A 24,615-nucleotide genomic window follows, 5' to 3' on the forward strand; every position below is an offset into this window, starting at 1 on the left:
TCGGGCTCTACCGCGATGACGGTGCGTCACGACCGCCGGCAGAGGCTCCATGGTCGATCCCGCCACCCGATGAAAGGAAGTTAGGAAACGCACCGCAGTATAGTCACTTCGCGACCGGCGGCGCAGCACAGGAATTCGTCGTTCCATGTCAGGCGGCTGATCGGACCGTTGATTCTGAGCGAAGAGACCGCGACACCTCCGGCGACGTCCCAGATCCGGATTGTTCCGTCGTGACCGCCACTCGCCAGCAACTCGCCGTGCGGCGAGAACGCCACCCCGGCTACGGCGCCTCTATGGCCGGTAAGAACCCGGCCCGCGACACCTGTCATCGCGTCCCACAGTCTCACCGTCCCGTCGGCGCTACTCGTGGCGAATAGTCCGCCTACAGGCGAAAACAGTCCCCCGGTCACCGGCCCGCTGTGGCCGGCGAGGACGGTTTTTTCGGCACCGGTCACCACATTCCAGAGCTGTACGGTGCAATCGGGGCCACTGACAGCGAGAAATCGACCATCCGGGGAGAAGGCCGGCCTGGATTTCATCCTGTCGGCGCCGTGGAGGACAGCGCGGTCGGCGCCTGTGGCGACATCCCACAAGCGCACTGTTCCGTGCGCGCCGCCGGTGGCGATTGTCTGGCCGTCTGGCGAGAAGAGAACAGTCAGGATACGACCGCTGTGACCGACGAGAGCCCGACGTTCGACTCCAGCCTCCGGATCCCACACTCGCGCTGTACGGTCGTGGCTGCAGGTTGCGAGCAGACTTCCGTCCGGCGAAAATGCCGCACCGGAGATGGGCCGGGTATGCCCGACAAGAACGGCGCGCTGGGCTCCGGAGGCTGGATCCCACAGCCGCACTGTGTTGTCGAAGCAATCGGTGGCGAGCAGGCGCCCGTTGGGCGAGAACGCGACGACGTTACCCCAGCCGGCGTAGCCATCGAGGGCCGGGTGTTCCGCGCCAGTTTCGACGTCCCACAGCCGCACCGTCTTGTCGTCGCTACCGGTGGCGATCAAGCGGCCGTCCCGTGAGAATACGGTTTCTGTCACCTGGTGGGTGTGGCCGCCGCGGGCCTGATGGTCGGCTCCGTCCGCCACATCCCAGATCAGCGCGTAGGTGTCATCGCTGCCCGTGGCGAGGACCTGGCCATCGGGCGAGAACGCCAGCCCGTTGACGGGCCGCCCGTGGCCAGAAAGGATGGCGTTCGCGGTGCCCGTCGCGGAGTTCCATAAGCGGACCGTCCAATCCTCGCTACTCGTGGCGATCACCCTGCCGTCAGGCGAGAAAACGGCGCCCGACACTCCACCCGTGTGGCCAGCGAGAATCGCGTGTTCGACCCCGGTCGCGAGGTCGAACAGCAGCACGGAGCGCGCGTGGCCTACGACCGCGAGCAGCCGCCCGTCGGGCGAAAACGTCACACCGGTTACCCGGCCTTTATAGTCGGTGATGACGGTCAGTTCATCACCGGTCGCCGCATCCCAGAGCCGTACTGTGCGGTCATATCCTCCGGTGACGACCATACGCCCATCCGGGGAAAACCGGACCACCTTGATCGAGCCGGCGTGACCCGTGAGGACAACCGGTTCCGCGGTCGCGCCGGGCCTCCAGATGCGTGCCGTTCTGTCGGCGCCTCCGGTAACCAGGAGGCGACCATCCGGCGAGAACGCCATCGTGGTCACCGCACCGACGTGGCCGGTAAAGGCCGCTCGCTCGGCGCCGGTGACGACGTCCCACAGTCGTGCTGTTCCGTCCTGCCCGCCGGTCGCTACCAGGATTTCTTCCGGCGAGAAGACGAGCGCGTTCACCGCCCGATCATGCCCAGCAAGGCATGCGCGCTCGGTTCCTGTTCCCGCGTCCCAGAGGCGCGCTGTCCCCTCAGCACCATAGGTCGCGAGCGTGCTGCCGTCAGGTGAAAATGCCACGGTGGTAGCGGTGCCGCCATACCCGGGGAGAACCGCGCGCACAACTCCGGTGGCGACATCCCACAGTCGCGCTGTGCCGTCACTGGCGCCTGTCGCCAACAGACGACCGTCAGGTGAGAAGACGACCATCCCGACCGGCGCGGTGTGCCCGGCAAACGCCCGGAGCTGCGTGGGATTCTTTCTGTCTGTGGACCAGCCGAAACCGAGATAGGGGCGGGCCAGGGTTTGTGTGTACGCCCGCGCGCTCGTGGCAAGTCCTGGGACCGCGGCGGCGCAGGCGGCCAGGGTGGGGCCGAGGCCACCGGGCGGGGGCGGGCCGGTCAGCAGATGGGCGTTCTGAGCAAGGGCGCGCGCGAGCAGCGGAGCCTCGTCCCCGCCGACCGTGGCCAGGTCATTCTCGGCCGTCAAGGTCGAACTGGTACGGCGGATAGACGCCGCGATCCAGCGCAGATCCCGGGCAACCGCGGCGGCCTCATCGACCTGGCCGGCGGCGAGAAGGTGCCCGGCCAGGCGCCGGGTCAGGTAGTCGCTCGCCCGACCGTCGGGCAACGCCCACCAGGCGCCTGGGGCTTCCTGTGCAGTGAGGCGCGCACGGATGCCTGTCAGCAACGCCTGATGGGTGAGGCGTAGCCCGTCCACGCCGAGCTCGCGGCGCAGGTGGGCGCGAACGACGTCGTGCAGGGCGATCACAGCTCCGGAGCCGGTCCACCGCCGTCGGATCAGCCGTAGGTCAAACAGCCGGTCGCAGAGCTCGTCGGCCTCGAACGCGTCGAGCCCGCCTGACCCCTGCCAAAGGAGGCCGACGACCTCGACGGGCACATCGTCGTCCTCGGGAAAGACACTCAGCTCCAGATAGCGGCGCTGGTTCTCAGGGTGAAGGAGCGACAGGCTGGCCCCGACCGACTGGCGGACGCTGACGCTGCGGCTGCGCTCGTCTCCGATATCGAGAGTCGCCGGTCCGGCGCCCTGCAGGCGCAGGACCAGTTGTTCAGCGGCCAGGGCAGGAGCGGCATGCTCGGCCACATCCTTGGCGAGCTTGCTCGCTGCCAGGCTCAGGAGCAGCGGCCAGTTGCCGGACACCGCTCGCAGCCGAGCCACGACCTCGTCGGGGAGCTCACCGATTCCGGCGCACAGCACGTCGCGCGCTTCCTCATCGGTCATCTGTTCGACGATTACCGATCTGGCGGTGGGCGGCAGTGTGGATGCACGGCGGGTCGTGATCAACAGCTGGCAGGCTCGGCCTATCTCCAGGAACGGCGCCAGCTGAGACCGCCGCCAGATGTCGTCGACGACCAGGAGCGTGCGCGGCCGGCCCATGAGCAGCTCCGCGAGCGCACCCGCGGCCTTGCCCGGGTCTGACAGACCCGTTCCGGAGCCGGTGAGGGTGATCACCAGGTCATCGATGAGAGCGGTCAACGCGGCGCCGTCGCGTTCTTGGCCGACTTCCGTCCATAACAGGCCGCCCCGGAACGCCTCGCGGACCTCCGGCCGGCTACACACCATTTGGGCCAGTGTGGTTTTCCCGAAGCCGCCCTCCCCCTGGATCCCGGTCGTCATTCCGACGACGGGCGCCGCGGGGTCCAGCAGGGCTTCGAGGAGGTCGGCCTCGGCCAAGGGTCTCGGCACTATGGGCGCCGCAGGCGGTGGAAGCATCCACAACCGGCCTGGGAAGCCCGCTGGACCCGAGGATGTCCGTGTTCCGGCCGGCATCGCGGGACCGGCCGCCGGTTTCGCCCGGCCGCCGGACAACGCGAGCCGCGCCGCCGCGACCAGCCGCTTGCGCGCGTCAGGCTCCGCGATGTCGAACAGGTCCACGCCTGCGACCTGGGCGAGCAGGCCCTCCCGTGGGCAGTCCTCAAGGCGCACGGGAAGCAGCTTCCGTCCCCGCCCGCCAGGAACCTCGACGAACGCCGCCTGCCACTCGACGGCGACAATCATTGAGGTGCAATAGGCCGCGGAGACCATCGCGATGGTCCGGCGGGCCCGCCGGACAGCTTGGTCCAGCAGGGAGGGCCAGCTCGTGCCCGGCGTCATGTCCCAGGCCTGCAGGAGCACCGCGTAACCAACGTCTTCGAGCTGCCAGGCGGCCCACTCCGCCCAGGCCCGATCCGACTGCACATAGGACACAAAGAAGTCCCAGCCATCGGCCTCGCCGTCAGAGCGGCCGACAGTCCCCCCGTCGCGCATGTCCCGATCGTCTCACCGCGGTCCGAACTGGATCGTTCGGCTCGTTCCTGCGGGGTCCGCCACAGGGACGCGGGGGCGGTGCGAGCCGCGTGGCTCTGCCGTGGGCGTCTGGCTGTGGCGGACCTCGGGCCGCGGTTAACCTAACCTCGATATTTCATGGCCGAACGGGAACAGTGACCCGCGCCCGCCAAACACCGAGGGACGGGCGCTAGGCCGGCGGCGGGTCGAGGCTGTGCTCCGGGTCGGCGGGCCAGGGGCCCGCCTTGCCGTGGGAACTGACGTTGACCTGCGCCCCGGCCTCGCCGACGCGTGGGCGCGGAACGAGCGGGGCCCGCGGCTCGGCCGCGACTTCCAGATCGTCGCTGGGACGAGGTCGGGCGCGGTCGTCTCTGCCATCCGTGGTCGAGTCCGGGTTGTCCGGCTCCAGGTATCCCCAGGCGCGGGCAACGGCACGCAGTTTGGGTGGAATCGACGGGGGCGGCTGGGCCGGTGGCTGAATCCGGCCTGATCGGATCTTGTCGCGCCAGTCGCCGATGCCGGGAACGAACTGGTCGCGGCCGGCGCCGTAGTCGAGCATGGCCGGCTCGAAGTCGACGCCGATGAACGCGCAGAGGTCGGTCATGACCTCCGCCGGCCGGGTCGCGAGATCCTCGTAACGCACCGTGCGGCCGGGCAGCGCCTGCCGGGCCGCCTCCAGCTTTGTCATGAACGGTTCGATGCCGATCTTCAGGTCCCGCGCGTGGCCTCCGATCACCAGGCGGACGGCGTCCTGGGTGATGTCGCGGGCATACTTCAGGCGATCTCTCGCGCCAAAGCTCTTCACCGCCGCGACCGCGGACTCGGCCACGGCCGCCGGATGGCGGATGAGGAAGATGAAACGGGCGTCTGGCCAGCACTCGACGATTCGCTCCCACATGTACACGTTGGTGGGCGTCTTCTCGACGATGATGTCCTTGCCGCTGGCGACCAGACTTCGGTGCAGGAGGCGGTCCCAGAGGAGGTGCTCCGCGCCTCGGAGGGTGAGCCCGGAGACCTTCAAGGACGTCTCGCCGAACGAGGAGAAACATTTCACCCGTTGCATGTCCAGGTATAGCTCGTGCGGCGAGTGGATACGGCTGTGGCTGTCCAGAATGCATCGCAGAAGGGTCGACCCCGACCGTGGCGGCGACAGCAGGAAGATCGGAAATTGCACCAGTCTGTCGCGCATGCGCTGGTCCTTCCGGCAGCCGATCCCGATGCCAAGGCTGGGGCCTGAGCTTGCCTGAAAGGTACCAAGGAGTACGGGCGGCATTTCCGCGGGCGCGCTCACGCCACGCGAACGAGCATTTGATTCGCGACCTTGAGGACCACTGAACCTCGCCCGGCCGGAATGGTATCGACATCCGAGGCCTACTGCCCTCGTCAGGGAATACCAAGGCTTTCCCGGGAAAAGGCGGAGGCTGGGAGATCAGCTCCGCGCCCGAGGTCCTCATCGCGCACGCAGCGGCGCGAACGGCGGACGCAAGGAGCTGACCTCGCCGGGCCCCCTTAACTTGATCGACCAACGCACGTGTCCCTCGACCCCTACCGCACGTCCTCCGTCAGCGCGGGCTCGGACGGGCTGGCCTGGCTTGGCACCGCGGGGGCCGTCGGTGGCGGGGTATGGCCGGGCAGGATCGCGAGGGCCAGCGCGGCTCCGGCGAGGCTGATGCCACCACAAAGCCAGAGCGTCAGGTCCATGCCGTGGACGAAGGCCGTCTGGACCGAGGTGAGCAGCGCGGGGTCGTGCAGCCGGTGTGCCACGGCGACGCCAGAGGTCACGCTGTCGCGGGCGGCGGTGTCGCCCGCGGCGCCCGGGAGGTCGAGGCCGCCTCGGTAGCGGGCCAGCGCGAGGGTGCCGAGGATCGCGACGCCGACCGTGCTGCCGAGCTGGCGCGTCGCGAAGACGAGGGCGGACCCAGCGCCTGCGCGGGCCTTCTCCAGGGAGCCGACGGCCGCGAGGGTCGCGGTCGGGATCGAGAGGCCGACGCCGAGGCCGAACAGCGCGAACCACACCGCCGCTTCGCCGTAGCTGGTGGCGGTCGTCGTGAACGCACCGAGGAACAGCCCGGCGGACGTGACCAGGAGGCCCACCGTCACGATCGCCTTCGGCCCGATCCGCTGGACGACTCGGGTCGCGGTCTGGACGCCGACCATCATCGCCCCGAGCATGGGCAGCAGCCGCAGGCCCGTGCCCAGAGAGTCGGCCCCGAGCACCCCGCGCAGGTACTGCGGAGTGTTGAACAGGACGCCGAACAGCGCGAAAGCCATGATCGTTACGAGGATGGTGCCGGCGGTGTAGGCGCGGGCCCGGAACAGCGCCAGGTCGATCAGCGCGTCCCGGGTCCTCGCCACGCGGCGCTCCACCACGATGAACAGACCGAGGATCACCACGCCGCCGATCAGTGGCCCGAGCGACCGGACGTCGGTCCAGCCACGATCACCGGCCTCGATCACGCCGTAGGTCACGCCGACCATGCCGGCGGCGGACAGCGCGATGCCGAACGGGTCGAGCCCGGAGGCGTCCGGGTTACGCGACTCCGGCAGCAACGTCGCCACCGCGATCAGGCCGACGACCGCCACCGGCGCGTTGATCAGAAACACCGAGCCCCACCAGAAGCCGTGCAGCAGCAGGCCACCCGCGATCGGCCCGAGCGGGATGCCCACCATGCTGCCCAGCGTCACGACCGCGATGGCCCGCGGCCGCTCCGCCGGCTCGAAGAGGACCAGAACCCCGGCGACCACGAGCGGGATCAGGAAGGCCGCGCCAACGCCGAGGACGGCACGAGCCGCCGCCAGTTCCCCAGGCGACGTCGAATAGGCGCTCCAGACGGAGCCTGCGCCGAAGACGGCCAGCGCGCCCATGATGAGCCTCTTACGCCCGTAGCGGTCACCCAACAGGCCGGCCGGCAGCAGCAGGGCGGCCAGTACGAGGTTGTACGAGTCGGTGATCCATTGGAGCTCGCTCGTCGACGCTCCGAGTGTCGTGCTCAGTGTGGGCAGCGCCGTGTTGAGCACGGTGGTGTCCAGACCGACAGCAAGCAGGCACAGGGCGACGCGCCGAGCGCCCACCACCGTCCCGCGCTTCCCACAGACATGCGGCTCCCAAGTAAGAGACAGTGTGTATCTCATCCGGGAGGTACCGTACCTCGATAAGAGCCACAGTGAACCCTAAGGGAAAGAGATGAGCAGCACCGTCGGCCCAGTCGGCGCGGACGCCGCCACACCGGCCGACGACGCGGGCTCCTCCAGCGCTCAGCGGACCGGCACGCGCCGGCGGGGCGCCGCGCTCGAGCGGGCGATCATCGCCGCCGTGTGGGAGGAGCTGGCCGCGGTCGGCTACTCGGGCCTCACGATCGAAGGCGTCGCGGAACGCGCCCGCACCAGCAGAACCGTTCTGTACCGCCGCTGGTCCACCCGGGCGCAGCTCGTCGTCGCGGCCATGACGCAGTCGATCCCGGAGCCGGCGGACCTGCCCGACACCGGCGACCTGCGCACCGACGTGATCACACTGTTGACGCGACTCGAAAGCCGGTTCGAGGGGCTGCCCGCCGACGCCGTACGCGGGTTGCTGTTCGAGGTTCTTCAGGATCCGGAGGCGATCGCGATCCGCGATCAGGTCGTCCAGCCGCAGTGCACCGACCTGGTCATGATCCTTCTTGGCCGCGCGGCCTCCCGCGGGGAGATCGACCCGTCGGTGATCAGGCGTCGTGTCGCCAGCCTGCCCAAGGACCTCGTCCGCGCCGAGTACCTGACCAGGAAGGACGGCCGCGTCCCCGAGGACGTCATCGCCGAGATCGTCGACGACGTGTTCCTCCCGCTCGTGAGATACCGGCCGTCGGGCGGCGGCTGAGACGGGCGGCCCGACGACCGATCGCCGCGAACACCGAGGTGATCTGGGCGGTACGGCCGCGGGCGCGACGCTGACCAGGGTGTAAAGAAGGAGAGTGGCCGGCCGGGTGATCGCTGCGACGATGCGCGGCTACCGGGTGGGATGGCTGCGGCGTGACGTCGTGGCCGGGCTGATGCTCGTCGCGATCGCCGTGCCGGAGCAGATGGCGACCGCGGGCCTGGCCGGCGCGCCGGCGGTCGCGGGACTTTACGCGTTCGTGGCCGGGTCGGTGTTGTTCGCGCTGCTGGGCCGTCATCCCCAGTTGTCCGTCGGGGCGGACTCCACGATCGCGCCGGTGATGGCCATCGGTGTCGGCGGCGTCGCGACGGTCGGAACGCCTGGCTACGCGCACCTGCTGGCAGTCCTCGCCCTGCTGGTGGGCGGACTGGTCGTCGCCGTCGGCCTGCTGCGCCTCGGGTGGATCTCGCAGTTCCTGTCCACCCCGGTGGTCACGGGTGTGCTGGCGGGGATCGCGGCGCAGATCCTGGTCCATCAGCTCCCCGCCGTCCTCGGGGTGCCCGGCGGTGGCACGACGACGATCGGGCGGGTGCGGGCCATCGCCGCGCAGCTCGGGCACGTCACCGGCTGGGCGGTGGGAATCGCCCTCGGCGTGCTCGCGATCATTGTTCTCACCGAACGCGTCGACCGCCGGATTCCGGGCGCGTTGATCGGCGTGGTCGGCTCCATTCTGGTCGTCTTCGGCTTCGGCCTCGCCTCGCACGGCGTGGCGGTCGTCGGCGCGATCGACACCGGCATGCCGAGCTTCGGCCTGGCCTCGGCGTCGCTCGCCGACGTGCGCGCCCTGGTCGGACCGGCGTTGACCGTCGCGTTCATCTGCGTCGTCCAGTCCGCGGCGACCGAGCGAGGGTCCGGAACCGCAGCTCGCGGCTCCGAGAGCTTCAACCGCGATCTCGTCGCTGTGGGAGCCGGAAGCCTCGCGTCCGGCCTCACCGGCTCGTTCGCGGTCAACGCGAGCCCGCCGCGGACGGAGGTCGTCGTCTCGTCGGGTGGGCGGTCGCAGGCCGGGTCACTCGTCGCCGCCGGTCTCGTCGTCGTGCTGCTCGCGACCGCCACGCAGTCGCTCGAATACCTGCCGCGGGCCGCGCTGGGCGCCATTCTGGTCTTCGTCGCGTCTCGGCTGCTGCGGGTGGGCGAGTTCCGGTCGATCCTGCGCTTCGACCGGCTCGAGTTCGTCCTCGCCATCATCACCGCGCTCGCCGTCGCGCTGGTGGGAATCGAACAGGGCGTCCTCGTGGCGATGCTGCTGTCGCTCGCCGATCGGACCTGGCGAGCCGCCCGTCCCCGCGACGCCGTCCTCGGCCGCGAACCCGGCACGGAACACTGGATCCCGTCCGACGTCGGCCAGCCGGTCGAGCAGGTGCCCGGCGTCCTCGTCTACCTTCCCTACGCGCCACTGTGGTACGGCAACGCCGAGTTCATCGCGGTCCGCCTGCGGGCCGTCCTCGACGCGACGACACCGCCGGTCCACGCCTTCGTCCTCGACGCCAACGGAATCTCGGACATCGACTACACCGGAGCCCGGATGCTCGGCGAACTGGCGACGGAGCTCCGGCACCGGGGCGTGACGATGGGGGTCGCCCGCTCCTCCCACCTGGTCCACCATGACCTCAAGCACGCGGGCCTGGTCGACGCCATCGGACCGGAGCGCATCTACGCGACCGTCGACCAGGCCGTCGACGACCTGACCGGGCCGCCGTCGCGCCCAGCCGACGACGATCGCCCCGAGAGGCCCGCCACCGGTCGGTAGTGGTACGTCAGCGCTGGTCGGTCAGCGGCTGGCCAGATCGCGACGACCGAACAGCGTTGTCGCGGCGGCCGCGGCCGCCACGCCGACGGCCGCCAGGATGACCGCGGCGACGGGCCGGAACGGTTGGGCCGGGACCAGTCCGACATGGGCGAACGGGCTCAGGTCGACCACCCACTGGGGTGGGCCGAGCAGCGAGGCGACGAGCTGCCACCCGAAGGCCACCACGAGACCGCCGTAGGCGAGACCGCTGCCGGCCCGCGGGGCAAGGGCGTAGGCGAGGGCGGCGAGGCCAAGGAACAGCACCGCCGTCGGAAGGCTGTTCGCTCCCGCCTCCAGCATCCTGGGCAGGGAGATCCGCACGCCCCCGACGATCGCTCCGGTCCAGGCGAAGAACCCGGCGGTGAGCGCCAGCACGGCAAGGACCGCTACGGCGAGAGCGAGGCGGCCGGCCAGCCACCGGGACCGACGGACCGGCTGTGCGAGCAGCGTCTCCAGACGCTGGTCGAGTTCCTCCTCCCGCGCGGCGCCCACCTGCGCGCACGCGCACGCGCTGACCGCGACGACCACGAAGAGGAACAGAAAGGCCAGATAGCCGGCCGGGGTCGCGATCGATCCGGTGCCCAGCTTGGCGATCTCGTCCTGGGTGCCCTGGGGAATGTCCGACGGCGAGATGCTCCGGGAGACGACGCCCAGAATGAACATCAGCACCGCCATCGCCGCGACCCAGGTGGCGACGGCGCCGAGCTGGGTGCGCAACGCCTGCGCCGTCGGCGAGGCCAGCAGGAACCGGCGCGCCGGAGCACTGTCGCGCCGCGGCAGCAGCCCGGTGCCGAGGTCGCGCCGTGACGCCAGCCGCGCGCTCGCCCAGAGCAGGGCGGCGGTCGCCGCGAGGGGCAGCAGGAGCACCAGCGGGCGCGGCGCCGCGAAAGGTCTGAGCAGTTCGGCCCACCCCAGTGGCGTCGCCCAGCGCAGCCCAGCCAGGCCCGGCACGGTGTCGGCGAGGACGCGGACGGCGAACAGGAGGGCCAACACCGCGAAGCCCAGCCCGAGGGCACCCCGTCCGGTGGGCGCGAGCTGGCTGGCCAGGGCGCCGACACCGGCGAACACCGCGGCGACCGACACGGTGGCCAGCGCCAGGTAGGCCGCGCCCGTCACCGGCACGCCACCCGCGACCAGGCCGAGGAACTCCGCCGCCCAGAGCAGCCCAGCTCCCACCGCGACGGCGGCTACCGACCCCCAGTAGGCACCGCCGCGCGCGACCGGGCCCGCGAGGATGACCTCCAGCCGCCCGGACTCCTCCTGAGCGCGCAGTGCGCGCACGGCCGCCAGCACGCCGAACGCGGCGGCGGCCAGGGCCAGCACACCGCCGACCCGCCAGGCCGCGTAGCCCGGGACCGTGCTGACGTCGTGGGGCTGCCCGTAGAGCAGCCGCAGCCCCTTGTTGACCGCGAAGCTGTCGGCGAAGCGCAGCCGGGAGGCCCGGTCGGGAAAGCTGTGCCGGTAGCCGACCGGCTGCACGAAGGAGTACACCGCGAACAGGTAGACGAACACGGCCGTGCGAATCCTGCTGTCCCGCAGCTCCCGCCTCGCCAGCAGCCGCATCATGCCTGGGGGTCCCGGTAGTGGTGCAGGAAGATCTCCTCCAGCGACGGGCCGCGGCTGGACATCGTCGCGACGTCATGCCCGGCGAGGGCGTCGACGAGCGGGGCGATGCTGCCGGCGACCTCGAAGTGCAGCGCGTTCGCGCCGGCTGGTCGCGTGCGCACCCCGGGCAGGGTGTCCAGTCCGGGCGGTGGCGGTCCGGTGAAGGTGACCTCGACGGTCTGGGTGTGCAGATGGCGCAGCTGCGCCAGGCTGCCCTGATCGACCAGCCGGCCCTGGCGCAGGATGCCGATCCGGTCGCACAGCGCCTCCACCTCGCTGAGGATGTGCGAGGACAGCAGAATGGCCTGGCCACGGCCCTTCGCCTCCAGCGCGCACTGGCGGAACGTGACCTCCATCAGCGGGTCCAGGCCACTGGTCGGCTCGTCGAAGATCAGCAGGTCCGCGCGGGTGGCCAGCGCCGCGATGAGCTGCACCTTCTGCCGGTTGCCCTTCGAGAGGGCCCGCACCTTCTTGCTCGGATCCAGCTCGAACCGATCGACCAGCTCGGCGCGGTAGCCCGCGTCGGCACCCCCTCGCAGGCGGGCGAGGAACTCCAGGGTCTCGGCGCCCGTCAGCGAGGGCCACAACAGCGGCTCCCCCGCGACGTAGCCGACCCGCCGATGGGCGGCTGGCGCGTCGGCCCACGCGTCGAGGCCGAACAGCAGTGCCCGGCCGGCGCTCGGGCGGTGCAGGCCGAGCAGGAGGCGGATCGTGGTCGTCTTGCCGGCGCCGTTCGGCCCCAGGTACCCGTACACCTCGCCCGGCGCCACCGTGAGATCCAGCCGGTCCAGGGCGACTGTGTCCCCGTACCGCTTGGTCAGGCCCTCGGCGTAGATTGCCTCCATGGTCGTCACACCCTACAGAACTTTCAGGAAACTGTGAACACTCAGACCGATGACCGTGACCCAGCCGAGGTCCGCGACTTCGTCGAGCGCTTCGCCGCCGCCCTCGTCGACGCAGGCATGCCCCGGATGCCGTCCCTGGTCTTCGTGGCACTGCTCGCGACCGACGACGCCCGGCTCAACGCGGACGAGCTGGCCGCCAGGCTGGGGATCAGCCGAGCCGCGGTCTCCGGCGCGGTGCAGTACCTGACCCACGTCGGCATGATCCGCCGCGAGCGCCAGCCGGGCTCACGCCGCGACTACTACGTCCTGCACGACGAGAACTGGTTCGAGATCGTCGCGCGCCGCGAACAGATCCTGCGCCACTGGGCCACGGCCGCCGACCACGGCGTCGCCGTGCTGGGCGCCGACACCCCGGCCGGACGGCGCGTGGCCGAGTCCCGGTCCTTCTTCGAGTTCCTCCTCGCCGAGCTTCCCGCCCTGCTCCAGCGGTGGCGGGCGACCCGCTCTCAGGTCACCGGCCAGGCCCCGGGTTCCTAGCCGGCCGCGAGACCGGCGCCTGTCATCGCGGCGGCCGGCTCGGCGGCCGGCACCGCGTCGCCGTCGGTGTGGACGACGGCCGTGTCGCAGGCCGCGTACAGCACGCACTGATGGCTGACGGAGCCGATCAGGAGACGGGCGAAACCACCCAGACCGCGGCTGCCGACGACCAGCAGCTGCGCGTCGCGCGACTCGCGCAGCAGCGCCCGCACGGCCGGGTCGGGTGCCAGGACAGTGTCCACGGCCAGATCGGCGGCACCGTCGAGGCCGAGCGTCACGGCGTGGTCGAGGATGCCCTCGGCCTGACGGAGCAGAGCGCCCTGCGCGGTGACGAGCGCCTCGGCGTACATCTGGTCCAGGCCGCCCCAGGCATGCACCACCCGCAGCGGCGCCCCGCGCAGGGCCGCCTCGTGCGCCGCCCAGCGCAGGGCACCCAACGACAGGTCCGAGCCGTCGACCCCGACGACGACCGGGCGATCGGCCCGCCGCGCCGACGCCGCCGGCGCGCTGTCGCGGCGAGCGACCACGACCGGAATCGACGAGTGGTGCACGACGCCCTGGCTGACCGAGCCGGCGGTCCGCCGGTACAGGGGCGTGTGCCCGTGCTCGCCGACGACCAGCAGGTCGTAGTTCCTGGCCGCCCCGGTCAGGGCCTGCGTCGCCTTGCCCCGCACGACCAGCCGACGCAGCTCAACCGCCCCGTCCGGCTCACCGACCCGCTTGATCGCGCGTTCGAGCATCTCCGCCGCGGCAGCACCGAGCGTCCCCTCGTCGGTCTGCTCCGCGGCGCGGAGCACCCCAGCGGGCAGGCCCTCGCCCGTCCAGGCGAGCAGCGCCGTCACGGTGCACGCCGGGCCACCGGCGTCCGGCCTCCCGGCCCGCAGGGCCGCTTCCGCCAGCGCCCACCGCAGGGCGGCCTCGGAACCCGGGGAGCCGTCCACACCAACCAGAATTCGCAGCGAGTTGCTCATGTCCCACGCTCCAGGTCCGATGATCGGGTTGATGGGACTGTTCCATCGGCACGGTCGGGCGACCCTCGGCCATCTGGCGGCCGTGGCCAGTCCGTTGGGCCGGGACCGGCGGGCCTGTCGGCCGGAAGGCAGCCGGTGTCCGATGGGGCGACGACGGGTAGGCCCTACGGGTGGCCAACCTGGCGCCGCCGCGCCGAACCTCCTGTCTGGGGCCTCGCTCGGAGGTTCCAGAGGTTCCGGAGCCCTGGACGGTCCTCGCCCAGTTGCTCGAGGTGCTGCGGCTCCGTCTCGGGATGGATTTCGCCTGGCTTGGGCGGCTTGACGGGGATCTGCTCACTCTTCAGGTTGTCAGCGGTGACAGCACTGGCTTCGGGCTGGCGCCGGGCACCGGCATCCGCCGCGCCGATTCGCTGTACGCACGGGTCCTGGCGGGGGACCTGCCGGCGTTGCTCCCCGACGTCCGGGCGGATCCGAGCACCCGCGACGTGACGGTGGTCCGTGAGCTGGGCATCGGCTCGTACGCGGCGACTCCGGTGACGGACCTCGACGGGCAGGTGTACGGCATGCTCGGCTGCCTCGGCAGGCGGCCCAACCCCGCGCTACACCAGAGCGATGACGGGTTCCTCCGGTTGCTCGCCTCGTTCCTCACCGAGTTCGTCATCGATCTGCGCCGGCTGTGGGACAACCGAAGCGCGGTCTGGCGGCAGATCCGCGACCTGCTCGACCAGGGCGGCCCGAGGATGGTCTTCCAGCCAGTCGTCGACCTGGCCAGCGGGCGAACCGTGGCGGTCGAGGGATTGTCGCGGTTCCGGGTCGGCCTGCCGGGAGCGGAGGACCTCTTCGCCGCCGCGGCCGGCGTCGGACTGGGCGCCGAGCTGGAGCTGGCCGCCGTTCGCAACGCTCTGCGGGTGCTCCCGACCTGCCGCCCGGTGTGATCCTGGCGGTGAACGCGTCGCCGAGCACGGTGACGGGCGACCTGACCGACCTGATCGTCGGAACGGGAGCCGCGCAGCGCGTGGCGGTCGAGATCACCGAGCACGAGTACATCCACGACGAGGCCGACCTGATGCTGGCCGTCGAGGTACTGCGGGGGCACGGCACGCACATCGCGGTCGACGATGTTGGAAGCTGCTACTCGGGGCTGGAGCAGCTTCTGCACCTGCGGCCCGAAGTGATCAAGATGGACCGCTTCATCACGCAGGACATCCATCTCGACCCGGCGCGCCGCGCCGTGGCCGCCGGGCTGACCAAGGTGGCGGCGGAGATCGGCGGTCGGGTCGTCGCCGAGGGCATCGAGACCAGCGAGGAGTTCGACGCCGTCGTCGAGGCTGGCATCCACTACGGTCAGGGGCACCTGCTCGGTCAACCGGTCGCCGAGATACGCGATGCCTGCTCCAGCAGACCGGTGCCCGCCGGTCATGGCCGAGCGCAGGAGCCTCAGCCCCCGCGGCCGTGATCGGTGACGTGGTCCGCCACGGTCTCGTCGCCGCGGTTCACGATTCCCGGTCTGCTCATAGGGTCCTCCCAGCCAACTCCCAGCTTGCGCCGCCACTGTTCGTGGCATGAGCGCCAGACCCCGCCCGTCGGACCCGACGAGGACGCCCCCAGGCAGCACAGCACCGCTCGGGATCACCCGTGTCCCCACCTCCGGTGGATTGCCGGCGACGCCCGGCCGGCGCGCGGGCGCCGGCGTGGACACGCTGGTCCGGCAGGCGGACACCCGGCGCTCGGCAGGCGGAGACGGCTCCGGCGCGGCGTCGGGGGGATGGGTTCCACGGCGGTCGCCGGGCTGGCGGGGGCGACTCGCCGTTCGGGCGGGTCTCACGGGCTGGAGCCTCCTGGTCGTGGCCCTGTGGTGGACGAGCACGACCGCGCGCAGCGTGCACGGCGGCGCCGCCGTGATGACCGATCTCGGGCGGGTCAGTGGGCTGCTCGCGGCCTATCTGATGCTGGTCGAGGTGCTGCTCATGGCGCGTGTGCCGGTGCTGGAACGCGCCGTCGGGCTGGATCGGCTGGCGGCCTGGCATCGCGGCCTGGGGACCAACATCGTCGTGTTGATGGTCACGCACGTGTTGCTGGTCGTCTGGGGATATGGACTGAGCGACCATCATCAGCCGGTCTCCGAGCTGTTCACCGTCGTGACCACGTACCCGGACATGTGGAAGGCGACGATAGGCACCGTCCTCTTCGTCGCTGTCGGAGTGGCCAGTGCCCGTCGTCTCCGGCCGCGGATCTCGTATGAGCTCTGGTATCTGCTTCACCTGACCGTGTACGGCGCGGTTCTCCTGGTCTACGGCCATCAGGCGGCGAACGGTGCCGAGTTCGTTGGCCATCCGATAAATCGTGTGCTGTGGCAGCTCATGTACGTGGCTGTCGCGGTCTGCCTGGTGGTCTGGCGTCTCGTTCTCCCGCTGGCCAGGATTGCCTGGCATCGGATGCGGGTGGAGCGGGTGGTCGAGGAAGCTCCGGGGATCGTGTCGATCTGGATACGAGGCCAGCATCTCGACCGTCTGGGCGTCCGCTCCGGCCAGTTCCTGCTGTGGCGGTTCCTCGCTCCGGGGCATTGGTTGACCGCCCATCCGTACTCGCTGTCGGCCGGGCCGCAGCCCGACCGACTGCGCATCACCGTCAAGGCGGCCGGCGACCACTCGGCCGCGATCGCCCGTCTTCGCCCCGGCACCTTCGTCGTCGCCGAGGGCCCGTTCGGCCACTTCACCGCGGCGCGGGCGACTCTCGGCAAGGCGCTTCTCGTCGCCGGCGGCAGCGGCATCGGACCGGTGCGGGCGCTCGCCGAGGACCTGGTCGCGCGAGGTGACGACGTCGTGGTCGTCCACCGGGTCCGCACCTCCAAGGACCTCGCCCTGTGGCGGGAGCTTCGCCGAATGGCCCAGCAACCGCGACTGCTGGTGCACGGCGTCGTCGGCTCCCGCGCGGAGCTCGGCTATGACCCACTGGCCGCCGACCTCATCGCGGCGTCCGTGCCGGACGTCGTCGAACGGGACGTCTTCATCTGCGGCCCGCCCGGCCTGACCCACGGTCTCGTCCGGTCGCTGCGGCTCCTTGGCCTGTCGGACGAGCAGATCCACACCGAGGAGTTCTCGCTCCGGTAGTGCCCTCCCCCGCCGATGGGTCCGTGGCGCGATGGGCCACCGCTTGTAGGGCGGCCTTACTTCATTTCTCTGCTGGAAGGAGGCAAGCGGCGTCTGGCACCAGTTCCAGTGTGCTGGGCGTCGTGACCTCAGATGAATCTCAATGCCGGTAAGACGTACCGGGCTCGGCTTGGTTTCGCCGGGCTGCTCGGCGCGGTTGTCGTGGTCGTCGCGGGCAGGGCAGCGACGGGACAGGGCGGGCAGCTCGCCGCGGCGACCTCCATGCCCGGGGCGACGACAGCGGCGCCTCAGCAGACCGCGAGCGGAGTACCCAGTCCCACCGCGGCGGCCGCCGCCACCGCGTCGCCCGCGGCCACGGGCACGCCCACCGCCGGCGCGGCGAGTGGCTCGGCGGGCGCGGCCTCGTCCACCCCCAGGACCGTGATCGGAGACGTGGAGGGCACCCACTACGGACCCGTGCAGGTTGAGATCGTCATCACCGGCAACACGATCACGAACGTGATCACGCTGCAGGTGCCGAACCGGGAACGGCGCGACGTCGAGATCAATGACCAGGCCGTGTCGATCCTGCGCCAGGAGGTCCTCGCGGCGCAGAGCGCCAAGATCGACGCCGTGTCCGGTGCCTCGTTCACCAGCAGCGGCTACGCCTGGTCGGTGCAGTCCGCGATCGACAAGGCTGGGCTCTAGCGGTGGCCGACGTTCCGACAGGCACCATCCGAGGTGACGAGCGGACGCGCCGCGTGCATGCCGAACCGGTGATGGGCACCGTCGTCAGCATCGACGTGCGCGTCCCGGCCGACCCGATCGCCAAGGCAGGGTCCGGGCCCGTGAACCCTCACCCGGATCTCACCAGCGCGGCCGTCGACGCGGCGATCGCGTCCGCGGTCCGCGTGCTGCACCGGGCCGACGACGACTTCAGTACGTTCAAACCCACGTCGTGGGTGTCTCGGCTCCGCCGGGCCGACATCGGTGTCGACGACTGCCCCGAGCACGTGCGGGAGGTGCACCGGCTCGCCATCGCCTGCCGGGAGCGCACCAGCGGCTATTTCGATCCCGGCTGGCGGGGCGACGGCACCCTCGACCCAACCGGCCTGGTCAAGGGCTGGGCCGCGGACGCGGCGTCCGCCGCGTTGACCGCGGCAGGATTCGCGACTCACTGCGTGAACGCCGCTGGAGACCTCCGCGCCAGCGGACAGGCGGCGCCCGGGCGGCCGTGGCGAGTCGGGATCGCCGACCCCATCCGGCGCGGCCGGTTCGTGGCCGTCCTCGAGTGCACGGATCTCGCCGTCGCGACGTCCGGTGTCGCCGAGCGGGGCGATCACGTCGTCAACCCGAGGACGGGCGCGCCTGCCTCGGGACTCGCCTCCGTCACGGTGGTCGGGCCTGACCTGACCTTGGCCGACGCGTATGCCACCGCTGGCCTCGCCGCCGGCCTGGAAGCGTGGGACCTGCTCACGGACCTCGGCCACGACGGATGGGAGTGGCTGACCGTCGAGGCCGCCGGCCGGTTGCGATGCTCACCCGGTCTTCGCCGGCACCTGGCGCGCCACGCGTGACCCGGAGCTGGCGCTGCCCCGGGCGCCTCTCACCGACGCGCGGGCAGTGGGCGGCGCTCTCGCCCGCGGCCGAGCGCCCGGCGCCGGAGCCCGCGGTCGGCGGGCTGGGCCAGGTCAACGAGTCGCTCACCTGGACAGGTAACACTGGGTGGGTGATGGCGCGAGTGAACCCGTCGACGGGTGATCTGCCGGTGACCCCGGATTCGACCGTGGACGTGGGGAAATCGCGGGTCCGGGTCCTGGTGGTGGACGACGAGGAGGCCATTACCGACCTCGTCGCGATGGCGCTGCGCTATGAGGGTTTCGAGGTCGAGACGGTGCGCTCCGGGCAGGCGGCGCTGACCAGGGTCGCGCTCGACCCGCCAGACCTCCTGGTCCTGGACGTGATGCTCGGTGACATCGACGGGTTCGCGGTGTGCGAGCGGCTGCGCGGCGCCGGTCACGGCGTCCCGACGCTGTTCCTGACCGCGCGGGACACGACCCAGGACAAGGTGCGCGGCCTGACCCTCGGCGGCGACGACTACGTGACCAAGCCGTTCTCCGTCTCCGAGCTGGTCGCACGGGTCCGCGCCATCCTGCGGCGCGCCGGTTCACCGGTGACCGGTGACGGCCATCCGGCCCCGCTGCGGTTCGCCGACCTGGAACTCGATCCGAGGACCCGGGAGGTCCGCCGCGCGGGCCGTCTTGTCGAGCTCACGGCCACCGAGTACCGGCTGCTCCAGTTCCTGCTGGCCAACGCCCGCGCCGTCCTGACGAGGGCCCAGCTCCTCGACCACGTCTGGGGACACGACTTCAGCGGGGAAGGAGGGGTGCTGGAGACCTACATCAGCTATCTCCGCCGGAAGGTCGACAACGTCGAGCCGCCGCTGATCCACACCGTCCGTGGAGTCGGCTACGTCCTGCGCCTGCCCCGCTGAGCAGGACCTTCGCCATGTCGCTGCGCGCCCGCCTGCTGCTGGCCCTGGTCGGGCTCCTCGCGGTCGGCCTGTCCCTGGGCGCCGTCGGCACCCATCTCGCGTTGCGGTCCTACCTGATGGGCCGCCTCGATCAGCAGGTCCGCGACGCGCATCCGGTGATGGAACAGACCCTGCTGCGGGGCACGCCCTACGGGGACAACGACCCCTACAGCTCGGCGGCGGGCGCGCGCGGGCAGGGCGACCCCGACGACCGCAACCCGCGGTTCGGCAGCTCGTACCTCGTCGGCACCTACGGCGCGCTGTATGACCGGACCGGACGCCGGTTGCTGGAGTCCAGCCCCGGGCCCGGGGGCGCCCGGACGCCGACCGAGCGTCCGACCGTCACCGTGAGCCAGCTGGCCACCGCCGAAGTGCGGCCCGATCTGGCGACGGTCCCGCTGTGGACGGTGCCGGCCGCGGACGGCCACGACGACCAGTTCCGGGTGCTGGCCGAACGCTACGACAGCGGGGACGTCCTCATCGTCGCCGTTCCGTTCACGGAGCTGGACGCGACACTCGACCGCGTCACCCGCATCGAGATCGTCGCGAGCTCCGTCGTGATGGCGGCCCTGGCCGCACTGGCCTATCTCCTCATCCGGGTCGGGCTACGCCCGCTGACCCGCATCGAACACACGGCGGACGAGATCGCCTGGGGCGACCTGACGAGACGGGTCACCGACACCAACCGCCGCACCGAGGTCGGCCGGCTCGGCAGCGCCTTCAACGCGATGCTCACCCAGATCGAGGCGGGCTTCCGAGCACGCGAGGCATCGGAGCAGCGGCTGCGCCGCTTCGTCGCCGACGCGAGCCACGAACTGCGCACCCCGCTCACCTCGATTCGCGGCTACGCCGAGATGTTCCACCGCGGCGCCGACAGCAGGCCGCAGGACCTCGCCATGGCGATGCGACGCATCGAGGAGGAATCCGCGCGCATGTCAGGGCTGGTCGACGACCTCCTGCTGCTCGCGCAGCTCGACCAGGGACCACCCAGCGAACGCGAACCACTCGACCTCGCCGCGATGGTCCGAGACATCGGCACGGACGCCCGAGCCGTCGCGCCCAACCGCCGCATCGACGTCGACACGCCGCCCTTCCTCGAGATCACCGGCGATCAGGGCCGGCTACGTCAGGCGGTCGGCAACCTCGTGCGCAACGCCCTCGTCCACACCCCGGCCGGCACCCCGCTGTCCCTCACCCTCACCACCACGGTCGGATCCACCTCACCGCTACCGAACGCAGAGCCAGACCTCTCGGGAGCGGCGACACCAAAGCCCACGTCCTCCGAGGTGGTGATCTCGGTGATCGACCACGGTCCCGGAATCCCGGCGGAAGCCGCGGACCACGTGTTCGAGCGGTTCTTCCGTGCGGATGCGGGGCGGTCCCGGGACGTCGGTGGCGCCGGTCTGGGCCTCTCCATCGTCGCCGCGGTCGCCGCCGCCCACGGCGGCCGCGCCGACTTCGAGCCGACGCCGGGCGGCGGCGCGACCTTCCGCCTCACCCTCCCCCGGTCCGCGGCGCCGCTCTGACGCACCGGCCATGTCGGTATTCCTCGTGCTCAGGTCGGCCGCGGTCCGCGGGGCGACGGGTGGGCGGCCCGGGCGGGCTCGCCGTCGGGACCGCTCGCGGGGTCGCGGGCCAGCGCGTAGGAGGCCAGCAGCGCGAGCTTCTCCGCGGCCGGCGAGCCGGCGGGGGCGTGCCACAGCGCCAGGACCTGCCCCGCGGTCCCGGGGAGCGGCAGCTTCTCCCGGTAGAGCGTGAGCGCGCCGGCCTCCGGGTGGTGCACGGTCATGGTGGTGCCCTCGCGGCGGACGACGTCCTGGCGTGCCCAGAGGGTGCGGAAGAGGTCGCTGGCCAGGGACAGCTCGCCGACGATCTCGACGAACCGCGGGTCGTCGAGATCGCTGCCCACCGACGCGCGGAACCCGGCGATGATGCCCCGCGCCGAGTTCTCCCAGTCGGGGTAGAAGTCCCGTTCGGCGGGTTCGAGGAAGAAGTCGCGCACCCGGTTGCGCCCGACGACGAAACGCGGTGAGAGGACAGCCGCCAGCGGGTTCGCGGCCAGGATGTCGAAGTACCGGCTCTCCACGAAGGCGGGGAACGTGACGGCGTCCAGCAGGGCGTGGATGTTCTCCGGCACGGCCTCGCGGCGGCGCTCGCGGCGCCGTGGCCGGCGGGGCCGGCCGTGCGCGAGGCCGAGCAGGTACTCCAGCCCGGCCGCGTCGAGCCGCAGCACCCGCGCCAGCGACTCCAGGACCTGCGTCGACGGGCCGCGGTCGCGCCCCTGCTCCAGCCGCAGGTAGTAGTCGGCGCTGATCCCGGCGAGCATCGCGACCTCCTCGCGCCGCAGCCCTGGCACCCGGCGCGCCCCGAGCTGCGGGATGCCGGCCTGCTCGGGGGTCACCAGCGCGCGCCGGGCCCGCAGGTACTCGCCCAGCGCGTTCGGTCCGTCGCCCACCCGTCGACCATAGGTCGGCCGGTGCCGGCCAGGGGTGGTCCTGCCACTCCCAGGAACGCCCGGGCACTCCCCGGCCCGCGCCGCCGCCCGCAGGCTCGGCTGGAGCAGCAACACGACGGAAGGAACACCATGACAACCGATCTGGCCCTGGTCACCGGTGGGTCCGGGTATGTGGGCACCCAGCTGATCGCCGCGATGTTGCGTGCCGGAACTCCCGTGCGCGCCACGGTGCGCTCGCTGGAACGCGCGGACGGGCTGCGCGCGGCCGTGCGCCGCGGCGGCGCGGACGACGGCGGCCTGGAGCTGGTGGCCACGGACCTGACCGCGGACGACGGGTGGGCCAGGGCGATGACCGGCAGCGTCGAGATCTACCACGTCGCCAGCCCGCTGCCCTACGTCCAGCCGGAGAACCCGGACGACCTGATCGTGCCCGCCCGCGATGGCGTGCTGCGGGTCCTGCGGGCCGCGCGCGACGCGGGCGCCCGCCGCGTCGTGCTGACGTCGTCGTTCGCCGCGGTCGGCTACACGCCCAAGCCCGGCGCCGAGTTCACCGAGGACGACTGGACCGACCCCGACACGCCCGGCCTCGCGCCCTACCCACGGTCCAAGACGATCGCCGAACGGGCCGCCTGGGACTTCATGGCACGTGAGGGTGGCGACACGGAGCTGGTCACCATCAACCCGACGTTCATCCTGGGCCCGACCCTCACCTCGGACCTGCGCTCGTCCACGCAGCTGATCAAGGCGATGATCGACGGCACGATGCCGGTCGCGCCCCGCGCCCGGTTCGGCCTCGCCGACGTCCGGGACGTCGCCGACCTGCACCTGCGGGCGATGGCCGCGCCGAACGCCGCCGGCCGGCGCTTCCTGGCCGTCGCCGACGGGCCGACGATCAGCTATCTGACGGTGGCACAGACCCTGCGCGCACGCCTCGGGTCGCTGGCCGAAGCCGTGCCGACCGAGGAGGCACCCGGCGCCGAGCTGCCTCAGCCGATCATCCACAACGACCGCGCGCGCACCGAGCTCGGCTGGCGGCCGCGCCCCGTCGAGGCGACGATCGTCGACACGGCCGAGAGCCTGCGCGAGCTCGGCCTCCTGGCCCAGACCGGCTGACCGAGCCGCGGTCCGGGGAGGCGAGCCGCTCCCCCGTCAGCCGGCCAGGCCACCGGCCAGTCCGTCCGACCTGCAGGTCAGCCGAGATGAACGCGCAGTGCACTCCTTGCACCTGCGCTCAGCGCGAGGCCAATATGTAACAGTGGCGTCAGCTGATCGGCTGGCTGCATGGCGGGCGGCCCTCGCGCTGGACCACGTGTCAGCTGTGGATCATCTGTCCACGAGCGAAGGTCGCCGCAGACGCGTTGGACGGGCTCGGGCTCCTGATCTTCAGGCGGCCCGCGCCGCGATGATCCACTCTACGAGGAGGGCAGCTTCCCATTCCTACATACTTGAGCTACCCGGTATTTGACGCCGACAACCACATGTACGAGACGACGGACGCGTTCACGAAGTATCTCCCGGCGGAGTACGAGAACCTGGTCAAGTACGTTCAGGTCAACGGCCGGACGAAGATCGCGCTGCGGAACGTCATCAGCGAGTACATCCCCAACCCGACCTTCAACAAGGTCGCCCCGCCCGGTGCGCAGGAAATCGAGTTCCGCCTCAAGAACCCGTCTTCCAAGCACACGATCGGGACCGGCTTCACGCTCGGCAAGTCGAAGAACGAGCAGATCGCCGAGCGGGTGGCAGGAATGCCGCCGCGCTACATCGAGTCACCGTCGTCGTTCTTCGACCCCGCCGCCCGGCTGCAGCTGATGGACGAGCAGAAGGTCGACCGGGCCATGATGTGGCCGACGCTGGCCAGCCTGCTCGAGGAACGCCTGGCCGACGACCCGAAGGCGACCGCGGTCGTGGTCCACGCCCTGAACGAGTGGATGCACGAGCACTGGACCTACAACTTCGAGAACCGGATCTTCGCCACGCCGGTCATCAACCTGTCGATCGTCGACGAGGCGATCAGGGAGCTCGACTACGTCGTGGAGCGCGGCGCCCGGGCGGTACTGATCCGGCCGGCGACCGTGCCCGACTTCGGAGCGCGGCGCCGGTCCTTCGCGCTGCCGGAGTTCGACCCGTTCTGGGCCCGGGTGCAGGAGTCCGGCATCCTGGTCGGGATGCACTCCTCCGACGACGGCTACACCCGTCACACGAACGAGTGGAACGGCATCACCGACGAGATGAAGCCCTTCGCCGGGCGGAACAAGTTCACCGAGCTTGTCAGCAGCGAGTACCGCAGCATTCGTGACGCCATCTACTCGATCATCGGTCATGGTCTGGCGACCCGGTTCCCGGACATCCGGTTCATGCCGGTCGAGAACGGCAGCCAGTGGGTGCCGACGGCCATCAAGCAGTTCAAGAAGGTCTACGCGGTCGACCCGGGGAGCTGGGACGAGGACCCGATCGTCGCGCTGCACCGTTCGATCGTCGTCCACCCGTTCTTCGAGGAGGACGTGATGGCGATCGTCAACGCGATCGGTGTCGACAACGTCGTCTTCGGTTCGGACTACCCGCATCCCGAGGGCATGGCCGACCCGACCTCCTTCGTCGAGGAGCTCGACGACTCCCTTTCCGAGGGCGACAAGGCCAAGATCATGGGCGGGAACCTGTCCAAGCTCATGAAGTGCGACCCCACCGAGAAGGTCATCGCCGCCTGACTCGACGGGCCCGCTCATAAGGCGGGTTCTGGGTCGGTGCTCGGCTGGGCGTGCG

At 71.0% G+C, this 24,615-nt stretch carries 19 protein-coding genes; 12 read left to right on the plus strand and 7 right to left on the minus strand.

Annotated features, from left to right (window positions below; genetic code table 11):
* Positions 1-80: 80 nt before the first annotated feature.
* From FRAEUI1C_RS36530 to FRAEUI1C_RS19990, 3 genes are all read right to left on the minus strand, one after another.
* Positions 81-4,100, minus strand: a complete 4,020-nt coding sequence (locus FRAEUI1C_RS36530) for a WD40 domain-containing protein (RefSeq protein WP_013425147.1) — start codon at positions 4,098-4,100, stop codon at positions 81-83.
* A 208-nt stretch (positions 4,101-4,308) separates the two neighbouring features.
* A complete protein-coding gene (locus tag FRAEUI1C_RS19985; protein ID WP_013425148.1) occupies positions 4,309-5,307 on the minus strand; it encodes a sulfotransferase family protein in 999 nt (332 codons plus the stop codon).
* A 356-nt stretch (positions 5,308-5,663) separates the two neighbouring features.
* On the minus strand, positions 5,664-7,190 hold the full coding sequence (locus FRAEUI1C_RS19990; RefSeq protein WP_157734989.1) for an MFS transporter: 1,527 nt from the start codon (positions 7,188-7,190) through the stop codon (positions 5,664-5,666).
* Between the two features lie 112 nt (positions 7,191-7,302).
* Here FRAEUI1C_RS19990 and FRAEUI1C_RS19995 point away from each other — a divergent pair, with 112 nt between their 5' ends.
* Together FRAEUI1C_RS19995 and FRAEUI1C_RS20000 are read left to right on the plus strand one after the other, a co-directional pair.
* Positions 7,303-7,971 (plus strand): TetR/AcrR family transcriptional regulator, encoded by a 669-nt coding sequence (locus FRAEUI1C_RS19995; protein ID WP_013425150.1) that lies wholly within the window; start codon positions 7,303-7,305, stop codon positions 7,969-7,971.
* A gap of 106 nt (positions 7,972-8,077) precedes the next feature.
* On the plus strand, positions 8,078-9,778 hold the full coding sequence (locus FRAEUI1C_RS20000) for a SulP family inorganic anion transporter (RefSeq protein WP_157734990.1): 1,701 nt from the start codon (positions 8,078-8,080) through the stop codon (positions 9,776-9,778).
* Positions 9,779-9,799: 21 nt separating this feature from the next.
* Here FRAEUI1C_RS20000 and FRAEUI1C_RS20005 read toward each other — a convergent pair whose 3' ends face one another.
* Entirely contained in the window at positions 9,800-11,380 is a 1,581-nt protein-coding gene (locus tag FRAEUI1C_RS20005) for an efflux permease Rv1217c-related protein (RefSeq protein WP_157735475.1), read from the minus strand.
* A complete protein-coding gene (locus tag FRAEUI1C_RS20010) occupies positions 11,380-12,267 on the minus strand; it encodes an ABC transporter ATP-binding protein (RefSeq protein ID WP_013425153.1) in 888 nt (295 codons plus the stop codon). The genes FRAEUI1C_RS20005 and FRAEUI1C_RS20010 overlap by 1 nt, the downstream gene beginning before the upstream one ends.
* A gap of 33 nt (positions 12,268-12,300) precedes the next feature.
* On the opposite strand from FRAEUI1C_RS20010, the gene FRAEUI1C_RS20015 reads away from it, so the two are divergent.
* Complete coding sequence (locus tag FRAEUI1C_RS20015; protein WP_013425154.1) at positions 12,301-12,804, plus strand: GbsR/MarR family transcriptional regulator; 504 nt, start codon at positions 12,301-12,303, stop codon at positions 12,802-12,804.
* Here the strand turns inward: FRAEUI1C_RS20015 and FRAEUI1C_RS20020 are convergent.
* Positions 12,801-13,775, minus strand: coding sequence for a universal stress protein (locus FRAEUI1C_RS20020; RefSeq protein ID WP_013425155.1), 975 nt, complete (start codon positions 13,773-13,775; stop codon positions 12,801-12,803). The genes FRAEUI1C_RS20015 and FRAEUI1C_RS20020 overlap by 4 nt on opposite strands.
* Before the next feature lie 170 nt (positions 13,776-13,945).
* Between FRAEUI1C_RS20020 and FRAEUI1C_RS41960 the strand changes: the two genes are divergently transcribed.
* The 7 genes from FRAEUI1C_RS41960 to FRAEUI1C_RS20050 all read left to right on the plus strand — a co-directional run bounded on the left by FRAEUI1C_RS41960 (position 13,946) and on the right by FRAEUI1C_RS20050 (position 20,923).
* On the plus strand, positions 13,946-14,710 hold the full coding sequence (locus FRAEUI1C_RS41960; protein WP_368411114.1) for a sensor domain-containing phosphodiesterase: 765 nt from the start codon (positions 13,946-13,948) through the stop codon (positions 14,708-14,710).
* 8 nt (positions 14,711-14,718) lie between these two features.
* A complete protein-coding gene (locus tag FRAEUI1C_RS41965; RefSeq protein WP_368411115.1) occupies positions 14,719-15,231 on the plus strand; it encodes an EAL domain-containing protein in 513 nt (170 codons plus the stop codon).
* A 235-nt stretch (positions 15,232-15,466) separates the two neighbouring features.
* Positions 15,467-16,885: a ferredoxin reductase family protein gene (locus FRAEUI1C_RS20030; protein WP_013425156.1), complete on the plus strand. Its 1,419-nt coding sequence runs from the start codon at positions 15,467-15,469 to the stop codon at positions 16,883-16,885.
* 132 nt (positions 16,886-17,017) lie between these two features.
* Positions 17,018-17,572: an FMN-binding protein gene (locus tag FRAEUI1C_RS20035; protein WP_013425157.1), complete on the plus strand. Its 555-nt coding sequence runs from the start codon at positions 17,018-17,020 to the stop codon at positions 17,570-17,572.
* 53 nt (positions 17,573-17,625) lie between these two features.
* Entirely contained in the window at positions 17,626-18,441 is an 816-nt protein-coding gene (locus tag FRAEUI1C_RS20040; RefSeq protein ID WP_013425158.1) for an FAD:protein FMN transferase, read from the plus strand.
* A 155-nt stretch (positions 18,442-18,596) separates the two neighbouring features.
* Positions 18,597-19,358, plus strand: a complete 762-nt coding sequence (locus FRAEUI1C_RS20045; protein ID WP_157735477.1) for a response regulator transcription factor — start codon at positions 18,597-18,599, stop codon at positions 19,356-19,358.
* Positions 19,359-19,372: 14 nt separating this feature from the next.
* Positions 19,373-20,923, plus strand: coding sequence for a sensor histidine kinase (locus tag FRAEUI1C_RS20050; RefSeq protein WP_013425160.1), 1,551 nt, complete (start codon positions 19,373-19,375; stop codon positions 20,921-20,923).
* A gap of 29 nt (positions 20,924-20,952) precedes the next feature.
* Here FRAEUI1C_RS20050 and FRAEUI1C_RS20055 read toward each other — a convergent pair whose 3' ends face one another.
* On the minus strand, positions 20,953-21,852 hold the full coding sequence (locus FRAEUI1C_RS20055; RefSeq protein WP_013425161.1) for a helix-turn-helix domain-containing protein: 900 nt from the start codon (positions 21,850-21,852) through the stop codon (positions 20,953-20,955).
* 129 nt (positions 21,853-21,981) lie between these two features.
* On the opposite strand from FRAEUI1C_RS20055, the gene FRAEUI1C_RS20060 reads away from it, so the two are divergent.
* Both FRAEUI1C_RS20060 and FRAEUI1C_RS20065 read left to right on the plus strand, forming a co-directional pair.
* Positions 21,982-22,965, plus strand: a complete 984-nt coding sequence (locus FRAEUI1C_RS20060) for an NAD-dependent epimerase/dehydratase family protein (RefSeq protein WP_013425162.1) — start codon at positions 21,982-21,984, stop codon at positions 22,963-22,965.
* Positions 22,966-23,297: 332 nt separating this feature from the next.
* Positions 23,298-24,560, plus strand: a complete 1,263-nt coding sequence (locus tag FRAEUI1C_RS20065) for an amidohydrolase family protein (protein WP_013425163.1) — start codon at positions 23,298-23,300, stop codon at positions 24,558-24,560.
* Positions 24,561-24,615 lie beyond the last annotated feature (55 nt).

Source organism: Pseudofrankia inefficax (assembly GCF_000166135.1).
In the GTDB taxonomy this organism is placed as follows: Bacteria; Actinomycetota; Actinomycetes; order Frankiales; family Frankiaceae; genus Pseudofrankia; species Pseudofrankia inefficax.